The organism is Bdellovibrio bacteriovorus, from assembly GCF_001592755.1.
Taxonomy (GTDB): domain Bacteria; phylum Bdellovibrionota; class Bdellovibrionia; order Bdellovibrionales; family Bdellovibrionaceae; genus Bdellovibrio; species Bdellovibrio bacteriovorus_E.
Window position 1 is genome coordinate 309,322 of the sequence record NZ_LUKF01000016.1, and the last position, 20,794, is coordinate 330,115.

The following is a 20,794-nucleotide window of genomic DNA, read 5'->3' on the forward strand; positions in this document are numbered from 1 at the left end:
CTCCTTAAGATCACGACTTGATGTGCGTTTACAGATCTTTCTTTTTTCGTGATTTACGATAGGCAAATACGCTTAAAGAAATAACGGAAAACGCGATTGCAAGAAAAAGATAAATGCGCCCTTCGGCCGTATCGTCTTCAGCAGATTTAATACCAAAATAGAAAACGGCGGTTTTCGTGACGAGTGTCGCTTGCAATAAAATCCAAATATAAGAAAAAAGCTCCCAAAAAATTTTATCTTCTTTGGTTTCAATTTTCTTTTCTTTTTTCAGAAGCCTTTGTTCGCCCCATTGATTTTGATGAAATTCGCGAATGATGGAAATCCAAGCCTTCTGAAATTCTTCCCGTGAAGGACCATGCACTTCAGACGCAAGTTTCTGCATAGCTATTTCGCGAAATTTCTGGATAGAATCCCGGCTCCAGTGGCCACCCGCACTTTGCCATAGATCTTGTGCAATGGATTTTTCTAAATCCGCTAGAAAATCCGCCCCTTCAACAGAAAGGTCTTTGTGCAGTTTGAATTCTTCTTTGAGGGAGTGGCCCATGCAGATTTTCTATCTTAAAGAAGATTATCTGACAAGCCACACCTCAACGTGGTCAGTAATTAGCGATCTTCGACGATGATTAACGTGCGATAGTTCACACGACGAATAACGTTTCCGCGACGATCTCGAGAAATCGTTCCATTTCGGTTGATCACAGGCACGAGGCCGCGCCCCTCAGTCTGAATACGGTTGAATACAAAAGCCGCGTTTTCATGTTGAAGACGCACGCAACCTCCGGATGCGCGGGATCCCAACTGTTTGTAAAGTCCCGGTGTTGTCGCATGAACGGCAATACCCCCGTTGAAAAAGACGGCGTAAGGCATTGGAGTCTTCCACGTTTCCGAATAATGATCTTTGTTCAACATATAGGGATAGAAATAACCCGTCGGAGTGACGGAAAAATAAGTACGACCACTTTTCGCGGTTTCCCATCTTTCACGTCCTGTAGAAACTAGCCAATCATAAGTTAAGAAGCCATTAAGATAAACTCGCATGCGTTGGGCACCGACACCGGCCGCCTTTTTGTTGATGATTAACACGACTCGAAATTCACGAAATACGTCCAGTGATTCCGTGCGAGCGATGTCGTCCACCGACTTAACGACAAGAGGAATTTCGGTGCGCGGGAAACCACTCTCTTCAGCGATTTCATCCGGTGACATCAAGTCATCAAGGGGTTGAGGTTCTAAGGACTCTTGTGCCTGAGCGTTCAGCGATAGCAACAACAAGAGCGGCAAAAGATATTTCTTCATGGTGTCTCCTTCATATTTTTCTGAGTCGTAAAAAGACCGGACTCAACGCTACCCTCGTGATGAATTGGGGCTCAAGACGATATTGTCTAGTTTGTCTGAATAAACTTTTGACGAGGTATTACGAAGGATGGCCGCAAAGGCAGCGTCTAAAAATGCAGATTCACGTTCACCGTGACACCCGGATTTCTGACGAAGTTTGTTTCACGGACAAAGTCGATATTGGGAATAATATCGTAATCCAGAATACGATTTAAAACGATGTGTCGCCATGTTACTGAAAAGTTGTAACCGGCCAACTGGTAATTAGGACGATTTGAAGAGGTCACAAAAATGGCATACGACAAGGAACGACTTTTTGAAAAACTCTGTCCTAAAGACACGCCATTGGTAACAGTAAAAATATGGGGACGACTTTGGTAATCCCCTTCATTGATCAAAGTCACTGAGTACTTTGCGCTCAACGGCCAGTTGAAGTTAAGAGCTTCAAAAATTCCCGCACCCTTTCCTGGAGTCGCGTAAAACTCAAGTTCCGGATTGATACGATAAGTTTTCTCTTGAACGATTGTTTCAAACTTCAAAGAGTGCGATATCGCCGGCGTTCCTTCAAAAGTGATCCGCGGCTGAAATGAAGTTCTAATGTCGCCCATCCTTTTGAATAGACTTAATGAAGCTCCGTAGTTTCTTTCGCGCGGCTCGGTACGAAGATACTTTGTCTTCGCATCTCTTTCTTCATTTTCATCATAGCTGGTAAAGGTCAGTTGCCAGTACTCTTCCACATTCGGAAGACGAAGATCGATATTAAAGTTGAAGGCTCCGGAAGTACCGTCAAGCTCGGTGTAATAACCAGAAGATTCTAAGGTCACGACAGTTTTGTTCGGACGCTCAGTGTATCGTTCCCCCGCTAAAAACACATCCAAACCGTCGGCCACGCTATCCAACCATTCTGACACGTTGACGTTTTGCCGAATGATGGTTTCCTCAATAGTTTCGGGGGCGGCTGAACTTGAAACCGAATACACCAAAACTCCAAGACATAAAAAGGCCTTCCACGAAGTGAAGTTCCTTTTACTTGAAAATTTTGATTGTATTTTCTCGCTCAAAATTTAATCTCCCTATATGGACCACTGTAAACTAATTTCTGGTATCTTGTCCTTTATTTTGTTGTTTTCTTTCGTTGAAAACGCACACGCCTATATTCCTCAAAGAGGCAACGTCCACACATCCATTGGTCCCTATTTTTATCGCACAAATTATGACGGTGAAGGCTCTTCACCGGGCTACAACACGGGCGTGAACTGGGTGATCATCGGTGATGTGAACGAGCGCGGAAGTCTAGAGTTTACAACAACCTTCATGAACAAAAGCTTCGTCGGAAGAGATGATGGCTATGTCGTTATTGAAGAAACACAAGTGGTTCATGCCGCTGCCGGGTATCGTCGCTGGTTTGGCGAGCGCTACAGTGCCGTGATGTCGCTGTATACCTCGTACCCTCTGGGAGATTCAGAAAAAATCTACAACACATTCCCCGGTACACCCGTCACAACATACGCACAAGAAAATGCAGAGACGGGCCTGGATTTCGGTCTGCAAGCAGAACTGTGGTCCCGTGGACGTTACGCTTTCACAGCCGAGGGACGATACTCTTGGTCTTTAACAAAAAAGCATGACGAGTTTTCCGATCAATATGGTTTTATGATTGTCCTGCGCTATTTCTTTCAAGGACAGAATACTCCCCGCGAAGATATTGACCTCTTAAAATAAAAAAGCCCCAGCTTTTCGAGCTGAGGCTTCGCAATCTAACAAATTACCTTATTAGTAAGATTTCGCGAACAAAACCCACTTCGTTGCTGGCTTACCAGAGAAGATGCAGTTTCCAGTGACCGCTTCTTGTTGCAAAGGAGCACAACGTGGCGTCACTTTTAGTTTCGCCAACAATTCATGACCCATTCCCTCTTCACACCATGGCACCATCGCAAAGCCCGGAGCTGAAGCTTCGTCGCCTGAGAAATACTTTTCAAAGTCTTGCAATGAAGTGATGCGCTTGATGTTATCATCACGGAATTTTTTCGCTCTTTCAAAAAGTCCATCTTGGATTTCTTGCAGAAGATTTCCAATATTCGCGACGAAATCGGCTTTCGTTTGAGACGCTTTTTCTTTAGGACCGCGATCACGGCGACCTACGAAAACCTCTCCCTTAGCCATATCACGTGGACCGACTTCCACACGCACAGGAACACCTTGCTTGATGTACTGCCATGCTTTTTCTCCGCCACGCATATCGCGATCATCAATCTTCACGCGCACTGCGGATCCAGAAAAGTTTTGTTGTTTAAGTTCTTTGGACAAAGTTTGCACATACTCAAGAACTTGTGCTTTTTCTTCGTCATTGCGATAGATCGGGATGATCACCACATGCAAAGGCGCAATTTTCGGAGGTGCCACAAATCCGTTGTCATCACTGTGGGTCATGATCAAACCACCGATAAGACGAGTTGAAACACCCCAGGATGTTGTCCATGCGAACTCTTCTTTACCTTCCGCACTCAGGTATTTGATCTCAGAAGCCTTAGCAAAGTTTTGACCCAAGAAATGCGAAGTCCCCGCTTGAAGCGCTTTACGATCCTGCATCAACGCTTCGATCGTATAAGTGTCCACCGCACCTGGGAATCTTTCGTCCGGCGTTTTCATACCTTTAATCACTGGCATCGCCATGTATTGTTCAGCGAAGTCAGCATAGACATCCAACATTTGCAGAGTCTCTTCTTGCGCTTCTTTTGCCGTGGCATGAACGGTATGGCCTTCTTGCCATAGGAATTCAGCCGTTCTTAGGAACATGCGTGTGCGCATTTCCCATCTCATGACGTTACACCATTGGTTCACCAAGATAGGAAGATCGCGATAAGACTTCACCCACTTAGCAAACTGGTGGCCGATGATGGTTTCGGAAGTAGGACGAATGATAAGTGGCTCTTCAAGCTCACCGTCGGGAACTAACTTGCCTGTGCCATCGCCTTTAAGACGGTGATGAGTCACAACGGCGCACTCTTTAGCGAAACCTTCGACGTGGGCCGCCTCTTTTTCCAAGAAGCTAAGAGGAATCAACAATGGAAAGTAAGCATTCACATGACCGGTGTCTTTGAACATACGGTCTAGAACAGCTTGCATGTTTTCCCAAACAGCATAGCCCCAAGGTTTGATCACCATGCAACCACGGACCGGAGAGTTTTCCGCCATGTCAGCTGCTGTGATCACCTGTTGGTACCACTCAGGATAATTTTGTGCTCGTGTAGGAACAATCGCTGTATCTGCCATCTGTCTTCTCTTTCTTAATTGTCTTTAGTATCGATACCGTAGGCTTTGATCTTTCTGTGAAGATAACTTCTTTCCAGACCAATCACTTCTGCTGTCTTACTGATGTTTCCGCTATTTTCGGAAATCTTACGAAGCAGATAATCTTTTTCAAACTGAGCGCGGGCCTCACGGAATGTGGAAAGGTCCTGCATCTCGACTGCTTTTTCATCGTCTTTGTCGATAAGCCCTGCAAAACGCAAGTCATGGACGTCGACGAACTCTCCCGGAGTCAAAATATACACGCGCTCGATAAAGTTCTTAAGTTCGCGCACGTTTCCAGGCCAAGTGTAAGCAATCATTTTTTCGATCGCTTTTTCAGAAAAAACTTTTTTCGGATAACCGCTTTCGCGAGACACATTGTCAGAGAAATAAGACACCAACACAGGGATGTCTTCCATGTGTTCACGAAGTGCAGGAATGCGGAAAGGAATAACGTTCAGACGATAATAAAGATCTTCGCGGAAGCGCCCCTCCTTAACCTCTTTCTCGAGATCTTTAGAAGAAGCAGCAATGACACGAACATCATTTTCGATCAGTTCGTTACCACCAACGCGGGAGTATTTCTTTTCATCAAGATATTTTAAAAGTTTCGCCTGACATTCTTTGTTCATCTCGCAGATCTCTGCGATATAAAGCGTCCCACCTTGGGCTAGATCAAGTTTGCCTTTTTTTACTCGGTCTACGCCGGGCATAGCTCCCTTTTCGATACCGAAAATTTCGGAATCAAGAAGGTCTTCCGGGATACCACCGCAGTTGATTTCAACAAACGGACGGCTGGCACGCGCGCTCATGTAATGCACGTTTTGCGCAACAAGTTCTTTACCCGTGCCCGCCTCACCTTGAATTAACACCCAAGAGTTTGTTGGTGCCACACGCGCGATGATTTGTTTCGTCTGCATGATCGAAGCCGCTTCACCGATAAGCGCGATGGACTTACGAAGTTTATTTAACAACAACGCTTTTTCTTCTTTTTGTTGTTGGTAACTAAGAATGTTTGAAATCACGATCAGGATCTTATCCATGGAAAGTGGTTTTTCGATAAAGTCCCAAGCGCCCAGCTTTGTTGATTTCACCGCCGTTTCAATCGTTCCGTGACCCGAGATCATCACGAACTCCAACTGCGGAAATTCTTTACGAGCCATTGTTAGAACTTCGATACCATCGTACTTGCCGGGCATCCAGATATCTTGAAACACAATATCAGGTTGAACTTCGCGGATAGCTTTCAGTCCGGACTCTCCATCATGAGCTAAGAAAACTTGATAGCCTTCGTCTTTCAAAGAAGCCGAAAGCACATCACGAATCGGAGCCTCGTCATCAATAATCAGAATTTTTGTATTTTGAGCTGTCATCTAGGACCTCTTTCTACTCGCCAGCAGGTTTCCAAGCACCCACTTCATTGACTGGCATTTCGATCACCATCTTAACCCCTTTGGGTTCATTGGCTGTCGCACGAATGAATCCATTATGATCTTCGATGATCCTTTTCACAATGGCTAAGCCTAGCCCAGTTCCGCCTTCTTTTGTAGAGTAGTATGGCTCAAAAATGCGACTTCGATCTGCCGCAGGAATACCTTCACCATTGTCTGACACCGTCAAACGCACAGTTTTGATGTCCTTGTCGTATCGAGTCACGATTTCCACTGTGGCCTGTGGCTCTTTTGCAACAGCCGAAACCGAGTTATCAACCAAATTGACGATCACGCGCTTGATCTGATCGGGGTCAAACTTGAAGTCCGGAAGGTCACTGTCCTTTGAAAATAGGAACTTCACATTTCCATGGGCCTGACGATAAAGCCCCAAAGATTCTTCGACGACGCTATTCAGATTCGCCACCACGGGGCGCGCCTGAGGCAATCGTGCAAAGTTACTGAACTCATTCACCAGATTTTTCAAACCGTCCACTTGCTTCACGATCATCGTCGTACATTCGCTGAAAGCCGGATCGGTGATAGAAGCACCGAATTTTCTTTGCAAGCGTTCGGCAGAAAGCTTGATCGGCGTCAGAGGATTTTTAATCTCGTGAGCAATACGACGAGCCACTTCCGTCCAAGCGGCCGCACGCTGCGCATTTGCAATCGGAGTCAAATCGTCAAACACCAAGATCTTACCCATCTCGTGCCCTTTTTCATCCTTCAAGATCGAAAGAGTCATTAAGAGAGGTAAAGCCTCCCCTTGGACGTTCAGACGAAGTTCTTTTTGGATACTTTCAACTTTGTGATCGGCCATGGTCTTCTGCAGTTCAGCGAAAGTGCGGAAGTATTCCAAAGTCAGAAGATCACGAACAGATTTCCCAATGTATTTTTCAGGATCGATCTTCAACAGATGAGCGGCGTGACGATTGATTGTCGTCACAAACCCGTGTTCATCGACAGAGATCACCCCCGCACTGACGTTTTTCAGAACTGTATCGGTGTAGCGCGCATGCTGATCTAATTCTTCCAGAGTTTTTTCCAAGGTCACGGTCATTTGGTTGAAGCTTGAAATCAAATCATTGATCTCTTCAGAGCCCGCTTGAATCTGCAACGGAGTGTAATCCCCTCCCGCGACACGTCGGGTGGCGCGTCCTAGCTGCACGATAGGAATGGAAAGCTGCTTTGCCAGATAGAAACCAAACCATGTCGCCGCAAGCAAGATCACAAAGGTCATGAGGACCAAGATGTACAGATAGATTGATTTCAAAGGATATTCGAGCGGGTTGATATCTCGAAACTCGTCATAGGCTGTTGAGATGTCATTCATCTTAGAAATGAGCGACAGCGGCAAAAAGCTGGATACGACGATGGCCCCTTTTTCTGCACCCTCTTGGACAGGTACGATCACGCGCACCAAATTCCCGTCTCCAAATTGATGGATGATGCTGGCTTCAGCTTGCAGCTTAATCCCTTTTTGCAGGAACTCGAGTGACACGGCCGGCACGTTAGGGACGGTATCATCTTCCGCGGCAGAAACAACGCGCTTACCGAATAGCGAAGGATAATATTCCACTGCATCCAAGCTGAACTCTTCACGCAGGTTTTCAATGCGCTTTTTAATCTCATTCGGACTTCTTACATTGCGAATGGAATCCGCGATTTTGTGAGCGAAGTGGTAATTGTCTTTCTTTGCATTGAAATAATAAGCGTTCGTTACTTCGATGGAGCTTTTTAAAACGCCCGCCATCTTGGCGCTAAACCACTTATCAAAACTGGAATTGATATAGAAAACCGAGATGATGAACATCAGCACTGTCGGAACAAAGCTGAAGGCTACGAAGGCGGCGATCAATTTTGCCTTGAGGCTGCTACCGAAAACTTTCCCCTGCCTTTCAACGAAAACCTTCACGACATTGCGGAAGATCATGAAAAGCAGAAGCAACAACAGGATGATATTGAAGTTTACCAGACCGAAGAAAAAAATACTGTGAACGAACGGAAGCTGTTGGCTGGTCGCGAAAAGACGGATTTCAAACCACGTCAGAAGACCAAATAAAAACGACACCAAAAGAACTAAAAAGATCTCGCGGCGTCGTTTCTTAAATTCCTGAGGACCAGGAGGCTGAAAATCGTCATTTACAGGGGTGTTTTCCATCACCCCATGCTAGATTACTTTTTCGCTTTTTTCTTCTTTTTTTGTGTTTTTGATGCGGCTTTCGAGGACTTCGCCGCTTTAGGTTTGGCCATCATTAATGCCGTTTTCAAAGTCGCAGGAATCTCTTGAGTCAAACCAATCATTTCCATTACCACTTGAGCCGCTTCTTCACCTTTATTCCCGTGAGCACCGCCAGCGCGAGCCAACGCCTGCTCTTCGTTTTCAGTCGTTAGCACGCCAAAACCGATGGGTTTTTTGTAATCAAGCATCAAACGAGTGATACCGTCAGTCACAGAGTTACATACATAGTCATAGTGAGAAGTTTCACCACGAATCACGGCACCCAAAGCGATAACACCGTCGCAACCGGCATCAAGAAAAGCTTGGCAAGCCAAGGGAAGCTCGACCGCGCCCGGAACCAAGGCTGCGAAAATTTCAACGCCTTCGCAAGACTCAAGGTAAGAGATAGCGCCCTCTTCCAATTTTTCAGTGATTTCATTATTAAAACGAGCCGTTACAACTCCAACTTTAAGTCCCATTACTTGTGCCCCTTTACATTTTCAATAGCTACGATTTCTACAATTTCAATTCCGAAGGCTTTGAGGCCGACTTTCTTTTCTGGCTTGTTCGTCAAAAGACGAATTTTGTGAGCACCGATTTCGCGCAAAATTTGTGCGCCGATGCCATAATCACGTTCATCCATCAAGGGAGTTGAAGGACGAACATCTTCCATACCGATAAGGACATTCAATTCCTGCGCAAGACCTTGGGTGCGGTTGTTTCCACGAAGCAAGACAAATGCGCCGGAGCTTTGCTCATTGATAAGCTTGATACTTTCAAGAACCGTCGAAGCGCCTCTTTGCAAGACGGCCATAAAGTCTCGGGTGAAATTATCCACATGAACGCGTACCAAGGTTTCTGTATCCGGTGTGATTTCACCTTTTTGGATAACCAAGTGTTCAAGCCCGTCTACGGTGCTTCTAAAAACACGCGCTTTCAAGCCTTCGCCGAAAGAGGCTGGCAAATCAACACTGGCCAACTCTTCGACCAATGTTTCATTGGCCAAACGATAAGCGATCAAATCAACGATGGTTCCGATTTTGAGATTATGTTTTTTTGCGAACTCTTTAAGATCTCCAACTCGGGCCATGCTGCCATCGGGATTCATGACTTCGCAAATCACCGCTGCGGGATTCAATCCTGCAAGACGAGCTAAATCTACGCTGGCCTCGGTGTGACCGGCACGTTTAAGAACGCCCCCTTGTTGAGCACGAATGGGGAAGATATGTCCCGGCATGTGAATATCGGAAGGCTTTGCATGAGGATTCGCAGCAACACGAAGAGTGTGAGCGCGGTCCGCTGCAGAAATTCCTGTCGAGATACCTTCAGACGCTTCAATGCTGACAGTGAACGCCGTTTTGTTCGGCGCAAAGTTCATATCATCACGAACCATCAGTGGCAGTTGAAGGCGTTCGATTTGCTGTGCGGTGACCGTCAAACACACAAGACCACGAGCCTCGGTGATCATGAAATTCACCGCTTGAGTTGTGACGTGATCTGTTGCCAGGATCAGATCACCTTCATTCTCGCGATCTTCGTCATCCACAAGGATGACCATTTTTCCGTTACGAATGTCTTCGATGATTTCAGGGATAGTATTAAACGACATTAGTCTTTCCTTACTTCAAGAGAGCGCTGAATCGCACGAGCCATATAGTCCGGCTCGACATTCACAGAAGAACCTTTTTTAAGTTCACCTAAATTAGTCCGTTTGATTGTTTCCGGAATCAGACACACCGACACGGTGTTGTCTTGGAGCTCATTCACCGTCAGACTGACGCCATTCAAAGTGATGCTACCCTTCTTCCACACAAACGGAAGAATGCTGTCTTTTACTTTTACGTCGATGAAAAGAGATTCACCTTCAAGGTCGGAACGAAGAACTTCACCCAGGCTGTCCACATGACCTGTCACCAGATGACCATGGATACGATCCCCAAAACGAAGAGACCTTTCCAGATTCATTTTTTTACCAATCCAGCTTTCCGGATTCCAATTCAGAACTTTGATGGTCTCTGCAGCTAAGGCAAAGGTCATTTGCTCGTCATTGAAAGCTTCCACGGTCAAGCAAACCCCATCACAGGCGATGCTGTCGCCAAGCTTTATATCGTTGAATTCACTAGGTTTTTTAACTTGAATTCGGTAGGCATTATCGAGTTCCTGAGAACTCAAAATAGGCATCACCGATTCTACGATTCCTGAAAACATAAGGGCCTCGGTTTGATGCCCAGGAAACTACACTTTTGCCCTCGGGAAGGCAAGGAATCCATCCTAGATCTCAGACCTTGTCCGAGGGTTCGGACAGAGCCGAGTCATTTTCACCGCCATCTCAAATATAAAGCCATCTGAGGCGTCCGAAATCAGGAACGCCAAATGCTCTAGGGGATATCGCAATTCAAACTCATAAAAGGAGTAAGTAATGAATCCATTTAAAACAACAGTCTTATCAATGAGCCTGATGGCTGCTCTTTCAGCCTGCGCTCCCCAAAAAGAAAGTGCCCCCGCAACTCCGGACACGAAACAAGTCAGTATGAATTCTGATATCTACGTGAACGGTGAAAAAATGGGCGAAATCCATCGCCAAGTGAAAACTCAAGACGAGATCGACAAACTCAAAGAGAAAAAACGCTCTTCGTCTCTTATCCCCCTTCCCGTTTCACCCGAATTGTCTGCTTCCGTTTTCAAACTCACAGGTCAGTCGGTGGAGGATCAGTACTTGGTGGCTCCTCGTGTTTTCGTCTACAGCGGAAGCCGACTTAGTAAGCTTAGTAAAACCACCGACGGCAGCGTGGTGATTCCTTTTAATATCGCGTTGATTGACGGCCTCAGCCCTCGAATCCATACCGCCGGCGTTTCTGGCCCTACCCAGGAAATTCCTGAAGCTTTGCGTGTGAAAAGCTATCGTCAGCTTCACGAAGAAGTCGCGAGATATGCAGATAAGAAAAAAGAAGATTTCGCCTTGGCCGCGATCCCGGGTTGCGCTTCCAAGATCACAATCTCGGCGGCGGGTCAGAACTTCGATGTGACACCGGCGCATCTTTCAGATTCAGATTTTTGCGAGGTGAACAAACCGTTCACGGTGAACTTAAAGGTTCCCGAAAACATCGCTCGATATATTCTAGGTACAGCCTTAAGAGCGAATATGGTGGATGTGATTGTCAACTATGCGGTGACCGCACCGGTTCCTGTCAGCGAGTTGTCGGTTCGCTTCGACAAACAAAAAGTCTACGATGCCATCGTTATGAATCTTCAAGCGTCTTATCCTCCCTACGGAGAAGCCGAAGTAGAATACGCCGTGGAAAAAGCGATGAAGTCCATGAAGATGAGCATCCATATTCAGGGTGACTACAACGAACAAATGAAGCTTATCGTGACACAAGCTATCGCCACATTCTTTGAAAAAATGCCGCCGAATCCCGAGCGTCCTTCTGCAGGCAAGTGTCAAAAAATGGTGTGCCTGACTGTGAAACAAGTGAAATTCGAACATCAAGAAAAGTTTGAAGTCCAATGGGCGCAATTAGAAAACATGCGCATGGAAAAGGTCTTCCGTCTCACTTCAAAACTGCAACCTGTAAATGATGAGCAAGTGACTATCGGTAAAGACGCCAGCATCGGTGCTGCAACGGCGACGGAGTTTTCAAATAAAAATGCGAACTCTGCGACCAACCCGTTGAATGTTTACAGTGTCGGTATTACACCCCAAAAGGGAGATACGGTTTACTTCAGACCTACTTTGTACACTTGGGAAAGACGTAAGCTCGAGCAAGAAGTTCAATTCAATAGTAAAGTTTGGAGACAATGCACAGGTCGCGTAGGAATTGAAAACAGTTGCAGCTATACGACACGCCACGAGTATTGGTATCGAAAGGAATATCTCGGTCAGGACATTTGGGTAAGCACGGTGAATCCTCTTGGCTCCATCCCTCAGTTCTTAAATGGTGTGAAGCTGTACTTCAGGTTTGCAAATGGTGAGCAAATGACCTGCCCTCTTGAAGACCTTTACGGAACAAATGAAGACGGCCGTCGCACAATTCAAATTGAGAATACGCCAAACTGCCCTCTCTTCGACGTTGAAAGAAAAGTAATTACGAGCTTTGGACTTATCAACGATATTAAATTAGATGCGATCACTTACACAGCAGGAGAAAGATATGTGACAGATTATGGTCCGGGCCATAACACGTACACAGAAAAAGTTTACAGTCCTACAGTCTATCTTGCGGGACAATTAACACTCTTGGGGGGCTCGTTTATTTCGGGAAGCTCGGTTCCCTAAAAAAAAGGGAGAGTCGATGACTCTCCCTTTTTTATTTTTGGCCTAAGTTATTTTTAGCGACCTGGCTTTGTGGAGGCACCAGAACCTGGGCCTGGATTCACGGGAGTTACCGGAGTCACCCCTGGATCCGCAGGTTTGTAATCAGCGGCGTGGAATTTGAAAAGTTTTACTTTCGCACCAATCACCGCGTTGTCATCGTTTTGTTCAATCACACGACCGCGGGAAATCTCGTCGCCGACCCAGTCAATCTCGATTTTCGCCACGGCCGAACTTGCTTGCGCACCACCACCCAGATAGCGAGAGTTACAAGGCTCACCTTCCCAATAATAGTCTTCATTATACACTAGCAACTGGTCGCCAGCTTCTAGCTTCACGTCAGAACCACCTACGATAATAAGATGCGTGTCATGATTCGCCATCACGCGCGTGTACCACTCTTCAGATTTTAGTTGGTCATTCAAAGATGTCACACCTAGGTTCAAGGCATTCTTCGTCACATTCGCTAGTGGTGTCTGATAATAAGCACTTGGTCCCAATGTGAATGCGCCGAAATTAAGGCCGAAGCTGACTTTGGTTTTAGTTTGTTTGGAAGTTACGTTGGCCGCCGCCATCACCTTTGAAGTTAAAGGACGTGTCGCGACCATAGACAAATCAAGCTGTGCCCATTCTAAGTTGATGCCGGCTGACGCCAAACCATTTGTTGGATAAGCACCACTTGGATTAAAACCTAAAGTGATACCGCCTCCGCCAATCAATTCAAATGAATTCACAGAGCCTGAGATCTTAGCTTGTGGAATGTTGACCATACACCATGCCGTCTTCGCATATTGCACGCTGTAGTTGTCTTTACCTGCAGCTTCCGAAAAAGCCTTCATCATTTGACCATCTGTTTTAGTCAAATTGAAGAAACCAACATCACCCGTTGTCGCTTGCGATGGAGGGACCGCAATTGGTGGATTGTATTTTAAAGTGAATTCTTTGCTGTCTAAAAGCACGCTGTAGATCTGTTGATTTGCGACGAATTGGAAGTCGAAAGCAGTTCCACCTGGAAACATCACTGAACTAGAACGGATGGAGCCCAGCTCAACAATCTTTTTCAAAGCGCGAGGTGGTGTTGCCACCGGTTGTTGTTGTTCACACTTCTGATTACCCATTGTCATGGCAGCGCCCGCCACCAAGATCGTTGCTTTAAAAATCTTCTTCGATATATTTTGTGCTTTCATGAGTCCATCCCTTTCCACTCATTGCGCCCATCTGCGATACAGGCACAGTATACGGAGTAAAAGAGCTAGACCTTAAACTTGCGCTAAGTGTTCGAAGCGACTTGCAAAAACAAAACCGATATCACCTTGAGACACGCTAAGTATCTGAATTTAAAGACAACCTAAAAAATTCGCATTTACCAAAAAAATTATGTGTGTCGAAACTTTGGACTCTTTCACCAAACATTTTACGGTCTGTTCGTAGAGTGAACACTCGAGTTGTCGAAACATTGTTCAGAAAATTTTGAAATGAAAAGTCTTCGGAAAAATCTTCCAAACACAATCTTAACTTTCAGATTCAAGGCGTGTGTGTTTTAAAGCGAGCACGAAGAAGGAGATCCTATGAAAACTTTGGTTCTTATTTTCACTCTATTAATGGGCTTCTCGGCACAAGCAAACACGGCCTGTCTTTCAGAAGACCAAGCCCGTGAACAAATGCTTTTAAAAGAATCGACAGTGCTAAAAGCGCTTCATCAGAAAGCCGGAGTCCGTATTTGCAGAGGCACTCCGAACCAAGGATGCATCACTAAAACTCACTTCGTAAAAGCTATTTTAGCCTCAACATGGAATGAGTATCATCAGGCGTTTGTCTCTAACACTCTGTACGGTTGGGATTGCGCCGCGGGAGCCTCTTGCTGGTTGCAAGTCGGCATTTCTTGCCAAGGTGATGTTAGACTTGTTGAAACTGGCGACTAGAAACTTCCGCCGCCAGACAATGTGATGAAGTACTGCACTTCATCCTTTCCTAAAACAAAGTCATTTTTATCGGTGCGGTCTTCCAAATAATGGAAGGCCTGCACGCCACCACCGATACGCAGTCCACCGAGTCCAAAAGTGATTCCTGCTTTTCCGAAGACGGCATTGGATTTTTCGGTCGCTACACGCAGACCGGGACCGGCGAAAAACTCAACACCGAAAGCGCGATTCTGCGTATATAAATCATAATTAAACAAAGCGGCTGAATCCAAACCGTAGACCGTTTTGATTTCAGTTCCAAACTGAGTGAACAATGAGTTGCGCCAGTTCAACCAATTTGTCGCGTAGTAATTAAGTCCCAAATGAATTTCCGAATAAGTTTCGCCGTCACGAGTTCCCGAAGAACCACTCAGGTCATAAGTAAAGCGGCTTTGCGCAAAGGAAGAAATAGAAACAAAAAAACAAACGACACTAAGTAAAATAGAGTTTTTCATAAAGAATATTGTGCGGACGGGCCTAAATGAAGGTCAAACTCTTTTTTGTTCGCGCGTGCGCACCAAATACACGACGATCGCGATGTTCACCAGAGTTATAAGCACCTTAATCCACGAAAAATGAAATATCAGTTCGTAGAACTCGTAAGGCAGGTAAATGCCTCCAGACAAAATTCCTAGCCATTGAGCCCAGGCTTTTTCACGCCAAAGTCCGAAAGCTTCAAGCCAGCGCATAAAACAATAGGCGATGATTCCGATAGCTAGAAGATGGATGTTTTGTTCGGTAATACCTGAAATATATTGAGCCAGTGGCTTAGGAATTTGGTGATGGGCATTAAGTCCCGCATGCGCTAGGAAATGTTCACCGACATGTTGGGCTCGATAATGCAAGAACTCTAAAAAGCCGAGGCCTGCTGTCAGCACCGTCAATCCCTTGAGGAATTCAAGCAGAGCAATGACTTGCAGGCCCGACATAGATTTACCTCTTAAAAGCTCAGTTGTTGACCGTTCCCTTTAACATGAACAGTATCCCCTGCTTTTACTTTGCCAGAAATAATCTCTTTGGAAAGCGGATTCAAAAGTTCTGATTGAATCGCACGTTTTAGAGGTCTGGCGCCATAAACCGGGTCGTAACCTTTCTTTGCCAAGAAATCGACCGCGCTTTGATCAAAATCAATATTGATCTTTTTCGCTTTCAATCTTTGTGCAACAAGGTCCAACTGCACTTTCACAATGCCGGAGATTTGTGATTCACCCAATGAGTGGAACATCACGATCTCGTCAATACGATTTAAAAATTCAGGGCGGAAACGTTCGCGCAAAGCCTCGTTGACGGCTTCACGTTTGGCGTTTTCATTCATGCCTGGATCCAAGATAGACTGCGAGCCCACATTGGAAGTCATGATCAAAACCGTATTCTTAAAATCAACCGTGCGACCTTGACCGTCTGTCAAACGGCCATCATCCAAGACTTGCAAAAGAATGTTGAAAACATCCGGATGCGCTTTTTCGACTTCATCCAAAAGGACGACGCTGTAAGGGCGACGACGAACGGCTTCAGTCAGTTGACCACCTTCTTCGTAACCCACGTATCCCGGAGGGGCCCCGATCAAGCGAGCCACAGAGTGTTTTTCCATGTACTCACTCATGTCGATGCGGACCACGGCTTGTTCATCATCGAATAAAAATTCCGCCAAAGCCTTGACCGTTTCAGTCTTACCAACACCCGTTGGTCCTAAGAACATAAATGTTCCAATAGGACGATTCGGATCCGAGATCTCAGCACGGGCGCGGCGAATAGCATCAGAAACAATAGTCAATGCGTGATCCTGCCCCACCACTCGTTTCTTCAAAGCGTCTTCCATATTCAGAAGTTTTTGGGATTCGCTTTCAAGCATCTTGCTAACAGGGATGCCTGTCCACTTCGCCACCACTTCGGCCACGTCTTCCGGGCCGACTTCTTCTTTCAACATACGGCTTTCCGTCGTGCTCTTTTGTTCTTTGCTACGTTCTTCTAAGCCTTTGAGTTTCTTTTCAGCTTCGGGAAGTTTTCCGTATTTCAATTCAGCCGCTTTACCCAGATCGCCTTCGCGCTCGGCCCGTGACACCGCCAATTTCAAATCCTCGATGTCGGCTTTGAGCTTTTTAATCTGATCGATACCACCTTTTTCAAACTCCCACTGTTCACGCAAAAGTTGGTTTTGCGCGTTCAGCCTAGTGAGTTCTTTTTCGATGACTCCCAAGCGCTCTTTTGAACTTTCGTCTTTTTCTTTCTTCAATGCTTCTTTTTCAATACGAAGCTGCATCAGTTCGCGTTCAATTTTATCAATCTCTTCCGGAACGGAGCGTGTTTCAATACCAAGTTTACTTGCCGCTTCATCGATAAGGTCGATGGCCTTATCCGGCAAAAAGCGATTCGTAATATAACGATGAGAAAGTTTCACCGCCGACACCAATGCCGAATCTGTGATGCGAATACCATGGTGGACTTCATACTTTTCTTTTAGTCCGCGCAAGATCGTGATCGCATCTTCCACGCTCGGTTCTTCCACCATCACTGTTTGGAAACGTCTTTCAAGAGCCGCATCTTTTTCGATGTACTTACGATACTCATCTAAAGTCGTCGCACCGATACAGCGCAACTCTCCACGAGCCAAGGCCGGTTTTAAGAGCTGACCCGCGTCCATAGCGCCTTCGGTCTTACCTGCGCCCACTAAAGTGTGAAGCTCATCGATGAACAAAATAATCTGTCCATCGCTGGATGTGACTTCTTTGATGACGGCCTTTAGACGATCTTCGAATTCACCGCGGTATTTTGCGCCGGCGATCAAAGCCCCCATATCTAAAGACATCAATTTCTTACCGACTAAGTTGTCAGGCACATCGTGCTTAATAATTCTTAAGGCAAGGCCTTCAGCAATCGCCGTCTTACCCACACCAGGTTCACCAATAAGAACCGGGTTGTTTTTAGTACGACGAGAAAGAACTTGAACTACACGGCGAATTTCTTCATCCCTCCCTACGACAGGATCTAGCTTGCCTTCCGCCGCCAAAGCCGTAAGGTCGCGACCATACTTCTTTAATACTTCGTACTTGTTTTCAGGATCATCATCCGTGACTTTTTGGTTGCCGCGCATTTCCTGCAGGGCTTGTTTAATATTATCCGGAGTGACTTTATTCTTTTTAAACAGGCTGTTTAATTCCGTGTCTCCGCTTTTTAACATCGCTAAGAAGAAGTGCTCAGTGGAGATATAGGAATCTCCCCAGGCTTGGGCTTCATCTTCGGCCAATTTAAAGACCTTTTCTAATCTGGCACTGGCGAAAAGCTTTTGGCTGCCGCCTGTGACTTGCGGAAAACGCTCAATTTTGTTTCTTAGTTCTGTGAGGAATTGGGCCTGTTGCACGCCCACTTTATCCAGCAATCGAGGAACAATGCCTTCGGACTGCTGCACCAGTTCCATAAGAAGATGTTCTGGTTCGACAGAGGGGCTGCCTTTACGCTCAGCCAACTTTGCGGCCGCTTGCATGGCCTCCTGGCTTTTTCGCGTCATTTTTTCAATATCGTTGCTCATACAACCTCCATCTGGAATAAAGGATGAGTCTTATTTTAGCTTTGTCAATGGAGGGTTTTAAGAATGGCTGTGGGAATCGTAAATCCCAAGGGAAAAAACAAATCGCAGCCGCGAATCCACCCTTCTATTAAAAAAGACACTGTGAATCCTCAAGATTATCTGCGCTATGAAACACGCTTTTCTTGTGAGGACTGTTCCCACTTTGACGGCGAAAAAGTCGTTTGCACCATTGGCTACAACCCGCAAAACCACCTCCGTGCGGTCCAAACTCACCAGTACGAGACTGCGGGCAATATGGCCTTTTGTCGCTTCTTAGAAATTGACTGAGCCTTCGCCCAGAAAAATCCCCTTTTTCCCTCTGAAAGTATTGTATCTAAGTGGTTCAGGACCATCTTACGTCCTGAATCCTCGATCTATCGTTAGACTAGTATTGTAGAAAAAAGACAAAACCCGCCTGACGTCCTGTCAAGACATCGTCTCAAATCCCGATCAAATGTGTATCAATGATTCACTCAGAAGGAGTCAGAGAGAGAAGGTCACTCTCTCTGTGTAACCGAAAGGAGGGCCTTCAAGGATGAAATAGAAAAGAACAACAGATTGTTCACGGGCAGCGCCCAGTAGCTGAAGCCGAAAGGCGAAAGCGGACTAAGCCCAAAATGTTTTTATAAAGGAAAACGTTTAAACAAAAAGGCCATTTAATTAGCACAGACTCGGATGTCAGTGCTCGGCAAAGCAGAGTAGGTTCTGCCCAGCCAAAAAAACAAATCAAGGAGGGTATTGAAAATGAAAAATAAATATTAACGGAGGAATTTAAAATGGGAATGAGAGTAACAACTAACATCAGCGCGATCAATGCTCAACGTAACCTAGTTGGTTCACAAAGAGCGATCAACGACTCAATGGCGAAACTTGCTTCTGGTAGCCGTATCAATAAAGCGGCAGACGACGCAGCAGGTTTGGCGATCTCTGAAGGCTTGAAAGCTCAGATTCGTTCTGCAGCACAAGCTCAAAGAAATGCGAACGATGGTATCTCAATGGTTCAAACTGCTGAGGGTGGCTTGAACGAAATCGGTAACATCGTGGTTCGTCTTCGTGAGTTGGGAATCCAAGCGGCTTCTGACACTGTTGGTGAAACAGAGCGTGGCATGTTGAATAAAGAGGTTCAGCAATTGAAATCTGAAATTCAACGTATCTCTTCTGTAACTACTTGGGGTACTACTAAACTTCTAGATGGTTCATCTCCGAAGTTTGATTTCCAAGTTGGTTTGTTCAACAACGCTGAAGAAGATCGTATCTCTTTCAACGCTGGTGAGAACGTTGCAACTTTGGACGCTCTTGGATTGAGTGGTGTAGACTTCTCTTCTAAAGAAGGCGCTCAAGATGCTCTTGCAATGCTTGATAATGCTCAGACTTCAATCTCTGGAACTCGCGCTAACCTTGGTGCCCTTCAGAACAGATTGACTTCGACTGTTGACAACTTAGGTGTTGCTCAAGAGAACTTGTCTGCAGCTAACAGCCGTATCCGTGACACAGACGTTGCTCAAGCATCTTCAGAGATGACTCGTAACAACATCTTGTTGCAAGCTGGTACTTCAACATTGGCTCAAGCTAACCAATCTAACCAATTGGCTCTTAAGTTGATCGGTTAATTGCGCTAGGCGCATAGAGTGCAGGGCAACGCCCGAAACTGAAGTAGCGCTTAAAAACGTAACTTACTAAAAACCCGATGAGTTCGCTCATCGGGTTTTTCTTTTTTTGACCAAGCACTGACACCAAAAGAATCTGCTTAGCGAACAAAGTTTAGACACCACCCTGTCCAAGATTTGACTTCTTCAAAAAACTGTAAAACTTATTTACCAATAATTTCAAATATTTAGCTCAAGTATCCAGGAATTTCCGCCGAAAATATGTAAGAAGCATGGAGGAATTCTATGAACACGGCGCAAACAGCAAGATTACTGGTGATGGCATTGATGACGACATCCCTACTTGCAGCCTGCAGCAAAGGCGGCTTTGAGACTTTGGCTACGGACGGCAATTCAGGCCAGGGATCTGTGACCCCCGGCGATGATTCTGGCCAAGGCACTCCCCCGCCTGTCCCCAGTGAATTTGATAAATTAGATATGAATGCTTATGTTGGCAGCGGCACTTATGAAAATGAACAGGTGCTGGCGTTGGACAAGGCCAATAAGGCACTTCTTCTTTATCTTCCTTTGCCTCCTGGACCTTTCAGTTCCGTGTACATTGATGTTCCGAGCGTCAAAGGTGTTTCCATTAAGACCGTTCTGGACTCGCAACAAAAGGCTCGCGTCGCCGTCAGCATTCCGCTGCGCCTCATCGTGAAGGACAAGGTGACGCTGCCTCCGGCAACGACTTTGCCTGATGGTCGGACATTACCAATGATGCCGAGCGGAGAATACCCTTCCCTAGCCCTGGGTCTTAATCAAAACTCTAGCAACAAGATCTACCTTTATTTGGGAGTAAATGCAGTGGGCCTTTTTGTGGAAAGCTCTTTCTTTCCGGAATATGTGGGCATAACTGCGCCGATTAAAAACCAAGCAGGTACTAGAACCTTGGGGTACTTTACCATCGTGCCTAAGCAAGGCGTTAACAACGGCGGTTTGTTCCTGTCTTTCTTGATGCCGAATGACTTGGCTGCAATCATTGATGATCACTTGAGTGGTATTATCAACTAAACAAGACTCTAAAATTCTCATT

Annotated in this window: 19 protein-coding genes; 6 read left to right on the forward strand and 13 right to left on the reverse strand. The window is 45.8% G+C overall.

Annotation, left to right across the window (positions count from 1 at the left end; translation table 11 throughout):
* Nucleotides 1–28: 28 nt before the first annotated feature.
* The 3 genes from AZI85_RS11210 to AZI85_RS11220 form a co-directional block, all read right to left on the reverse strand.
* The gene (locus AZI85_RS11210; RefSeq protein WP_063244123.1) at nt 29–544 is read right to left on the reverse strand and encodes a hypothetical protein; all 516 of its coding nucleotides are present in this window, start codon (nt 542–544) and stop codon (nt 29–31) included.
* A 59-nt stretch (nt 545–603) separates the two neighbouring features.
* Nucleotides 604–1,296, reverse strand: a complete 693-nt coding sequence (locus AZI85_RS11215) for a L,D-transpeptidase (protein WP_063244124.1) — start codon at nt 1,294–1,296, stop codon at nt 604–606.
* A 146-nt stretch (nt 1,297–1,442) separates the two neighbouring features.
* Nucleotides 1,443–2,315, reverse strand: a complete 873-nt coding sequence (locus AZI85_RS11220; protein ID WP_155723998.1) for a hypothetical protein — start codon at nt 2,313–2,315, stop codon at nt 1,443–1,445.
* Nucleotides 2,316–2,412: 97 nt separating this feature from the next.
* Here AZI85_RS11220 and AZI85_RS11225 point away from each other — a divergent pair, with 97 nt between their 5' ends.
* Nucleotides 2,413–3,057, forward strand: a complete 645-nt coding sequence (locus AZI85_RS11225; protein ID WP_063244126.1) for a hypothetical protein — start codon at nt 2,413–2,415, stop codon at nt 3,055–3,057.
* A gap of 51 nt (nt 3,058–3,108) precedes the next feature.
* On the opposite strand, the gene proS is transcribed toward AZI85_RS11225, so the two are convergent.
* From proS to AZI85_RS11255, 6 genes are read right to left on the reverse strand one after another with little or no spacing between them, the layout of a single operon-like run.
* A complete protein-coding gene (gene proS / locus AZI85_RS11230; RefSeq protein WP_063244127.1) occupies nt 3,109–4,608 on the reverse strand; it encodes a proline--tRNA ligase in 1,500 nt (499 codons plus the stop codon).
* A 14-nt stretch (nt 4,609–4,622) separates the two neighbouring features.
* The gene (locus AZI85_RS11235; protein WP_063244128.1) at nt 4,623–5,999 is read right to left on the reverse strand and encodes a sigma-54-dependent transcriptional regulator; all 1,377 of its coding nucleotides are present in this window, start codon (nt 5,997–5,999) and stop codon (nt 4,623–4,625) included.
* A gap of 13 nt (nt 6,000–6,012) precedes the next feature.
* Complete coding sequence (locus AZI85_RS11240) at nt 6,013–8,217, reverse strand: sensor histidine kinase (protein ID WP_063244129.1); 2,205 nt, start codon at nt 8,215–8,217, stop codon at nt 6,013–6,015.
* A 14-nt stretch (nt 8,218–8,231) separates the two neighbouring features.
* Complete coding sequence (gene ribH, locus AZI85_RS11245; protein ID WP_063244130.1) at nt 8,232–8,756, reverse strand: 6,7-dimethyl-8-ribityllumazine synthase; 525 nt, start codon at nt 8,754–8,756, stop codon at nt 8,232–8,234.
* On the reverse strand, nt 8,756–9,886 hold the full coding sequence (gene ribB / locus AZI85_RS11250; protein WP_063244131.1) for a 3,4-dihydroxy-2-butanone-4-phosphate synthase: 1,131 nt from the start codon (nt 9,884–9,886) through the stop codon (nt 8,756–8,758). Before ribB ends, ribH begins: the two co-directional genes overlap by 1 nt.
* Nucleotides 9,886–10,485 carry a riboflavin synthase gene (locus AZI85_RS11255; protein WP_063244132.1) on the reverse strand — a complete coding sequence of 200 codons (600 nt, stop codon included), beginning with the start codon at nt 10,483–10,485 and terminating at the stop codon, nt 9,886–9,888. The genes ribB and AZI85_RS11255 overlap by 1 nt, the downstream gene beginning before the upstream one ends.
* A 211-nt stretch (nt 10,486–10,696) precedes the next feature.
* Between AZI85_RS11255 and AZI85_RS11260 the strand changes: the two genes are divergently transcribed.
* Nucleotides 10,697–12,553, forward strand: coding sequence for a hypothetical protein (locus tag AZI85_RS11260; protein WP_063244133.1), 1,857 nt, complete (start codon nt 10,697–10,699; stop codon nt 12,551–12,553).
* 53 nt (nt 12,554–12,606) lie between these two features.
* Here AZI85_RS11260 and AZI85_RS11265 read toward each other — a convergent pair whose 3' ends face one another.
* The gene (locus tag AZI85_RS11265) at nt 12,607–13,776 is read right to left on the reverse strand and encodes a hypothetical protein (protein WP_253720956.1); all 1,170 of its coding nucleotides are present in this window, start codon (nt 13,774–13,776) and stop codon (nt 12,607–12,609) included.
* 381 nt (nt 13,777–14,157) lie between these two features.
* Between AZI85_RS11265 and AZI85_RS11270 the strand changes: the two genes are divergently transcribed.
* Complete coding sequence (locus AZI85_RS11270) at nt 14,158–14,511, forward strand: hypothetical protein (protein ID WP_063244135.1); 354 nt, start codon at nt 14,158–14,160, stop codon at nt 14,509–14,511.
* On the opposite strand, the gene AZI85_RS11275 is transcribed toward AZI85_RS11270, so the two are convergent.
* The 3 genes from AZI85_RS11275 to clpB are packed head-to-tail and all read right to left on the reverse strand — an operon-like array spanning nt 14,508 to nt 18,076.
* A complete protein-coding gene (locus AZI85_RS11275) occupies nt 14,508–15,005 on the reverse strand; it encodes a hypothetical protein (RefSeq protein WP_063244136.1) in 498 nt (165 codons plus the stop codon). The genes AZI85_RS11270 and AZI85_RS11275 overlap by 4 nt on opposite strands.
* A 33-nt stretch (nt 15,006–15,038) precedes the next feature.
* The gene (locus tag AZI85_RS11280) at nt 15,039–15,479 is read right to left on the reverse strand and encodes a DUF2127 domain-containing protein (protein WP_063244137.1); all 441 of its coding nucleotides are present in this window, start codon (nt 15,477–15,479) and stop codon (nt 15,039–15,041) included.
* Nucleotides 15,480–15,490: 11 nt separating this feature from the next.
* The gene (clpB, locus tag AZI85_RS11285) at nt 15,491–18,076 is read right to left on the reverse strand and encodes an ATP-dependent chaperone ClpB (RefSeq protein ID WP_063244138.1); all 2,586 of its coding nucleotides are present in this window, start codon (nt 18,074–18,076) and stop codon (nt 15,491–15,493) included.
* Nucleotides 18,077–18,139: 63 nt separating this feature from the next.
* Between clpB and AZI85_RS11290 the strand changes: the two genes are divergently transcribed.
* From AZI85_RS11290 to AZI85_RS11300, 3 genes are all read left to right on the forward strand, one after another.
* A complete protein-coding gene (locus AZI85_RS11290) occupies nt 18,140–18,403 on the forward strand; it encodes a hypothetical protein (RefSeq protein WP_063244139.1) in 264 nt (87 codons plus the stop codon).
* A gap of 488 nt (nt 18,404–18,891) precedes the next feature.
* Nucleotides 18,892–19,725 carry a flagellin gene (locus tag AZI85_RS11295; protein ID WP_063204906.1) on the forward strand — a complete coding sequence of 278 codons (834 nt, stop codon included), beginning with the start codon at nt 18,892–18,894 and terminating at the stop codon, nt 19,723–19,725.
* A gap of 282 nt (nt 19,726–20,007) precedes the next feature.
* Nucleotides 20,008–20,772: a hypothetical protein gene (locus AZI85_RS11300; protein ID WP_063244140.1), complete on the forward strand. Its 765-nt coding sequence runs from the start codon at nt 20,008–20,010 to the stop codon at nt 20,770–20,772.
* Nucleotides 20,773–20,794: the final 22 nt, after the last annotated feature.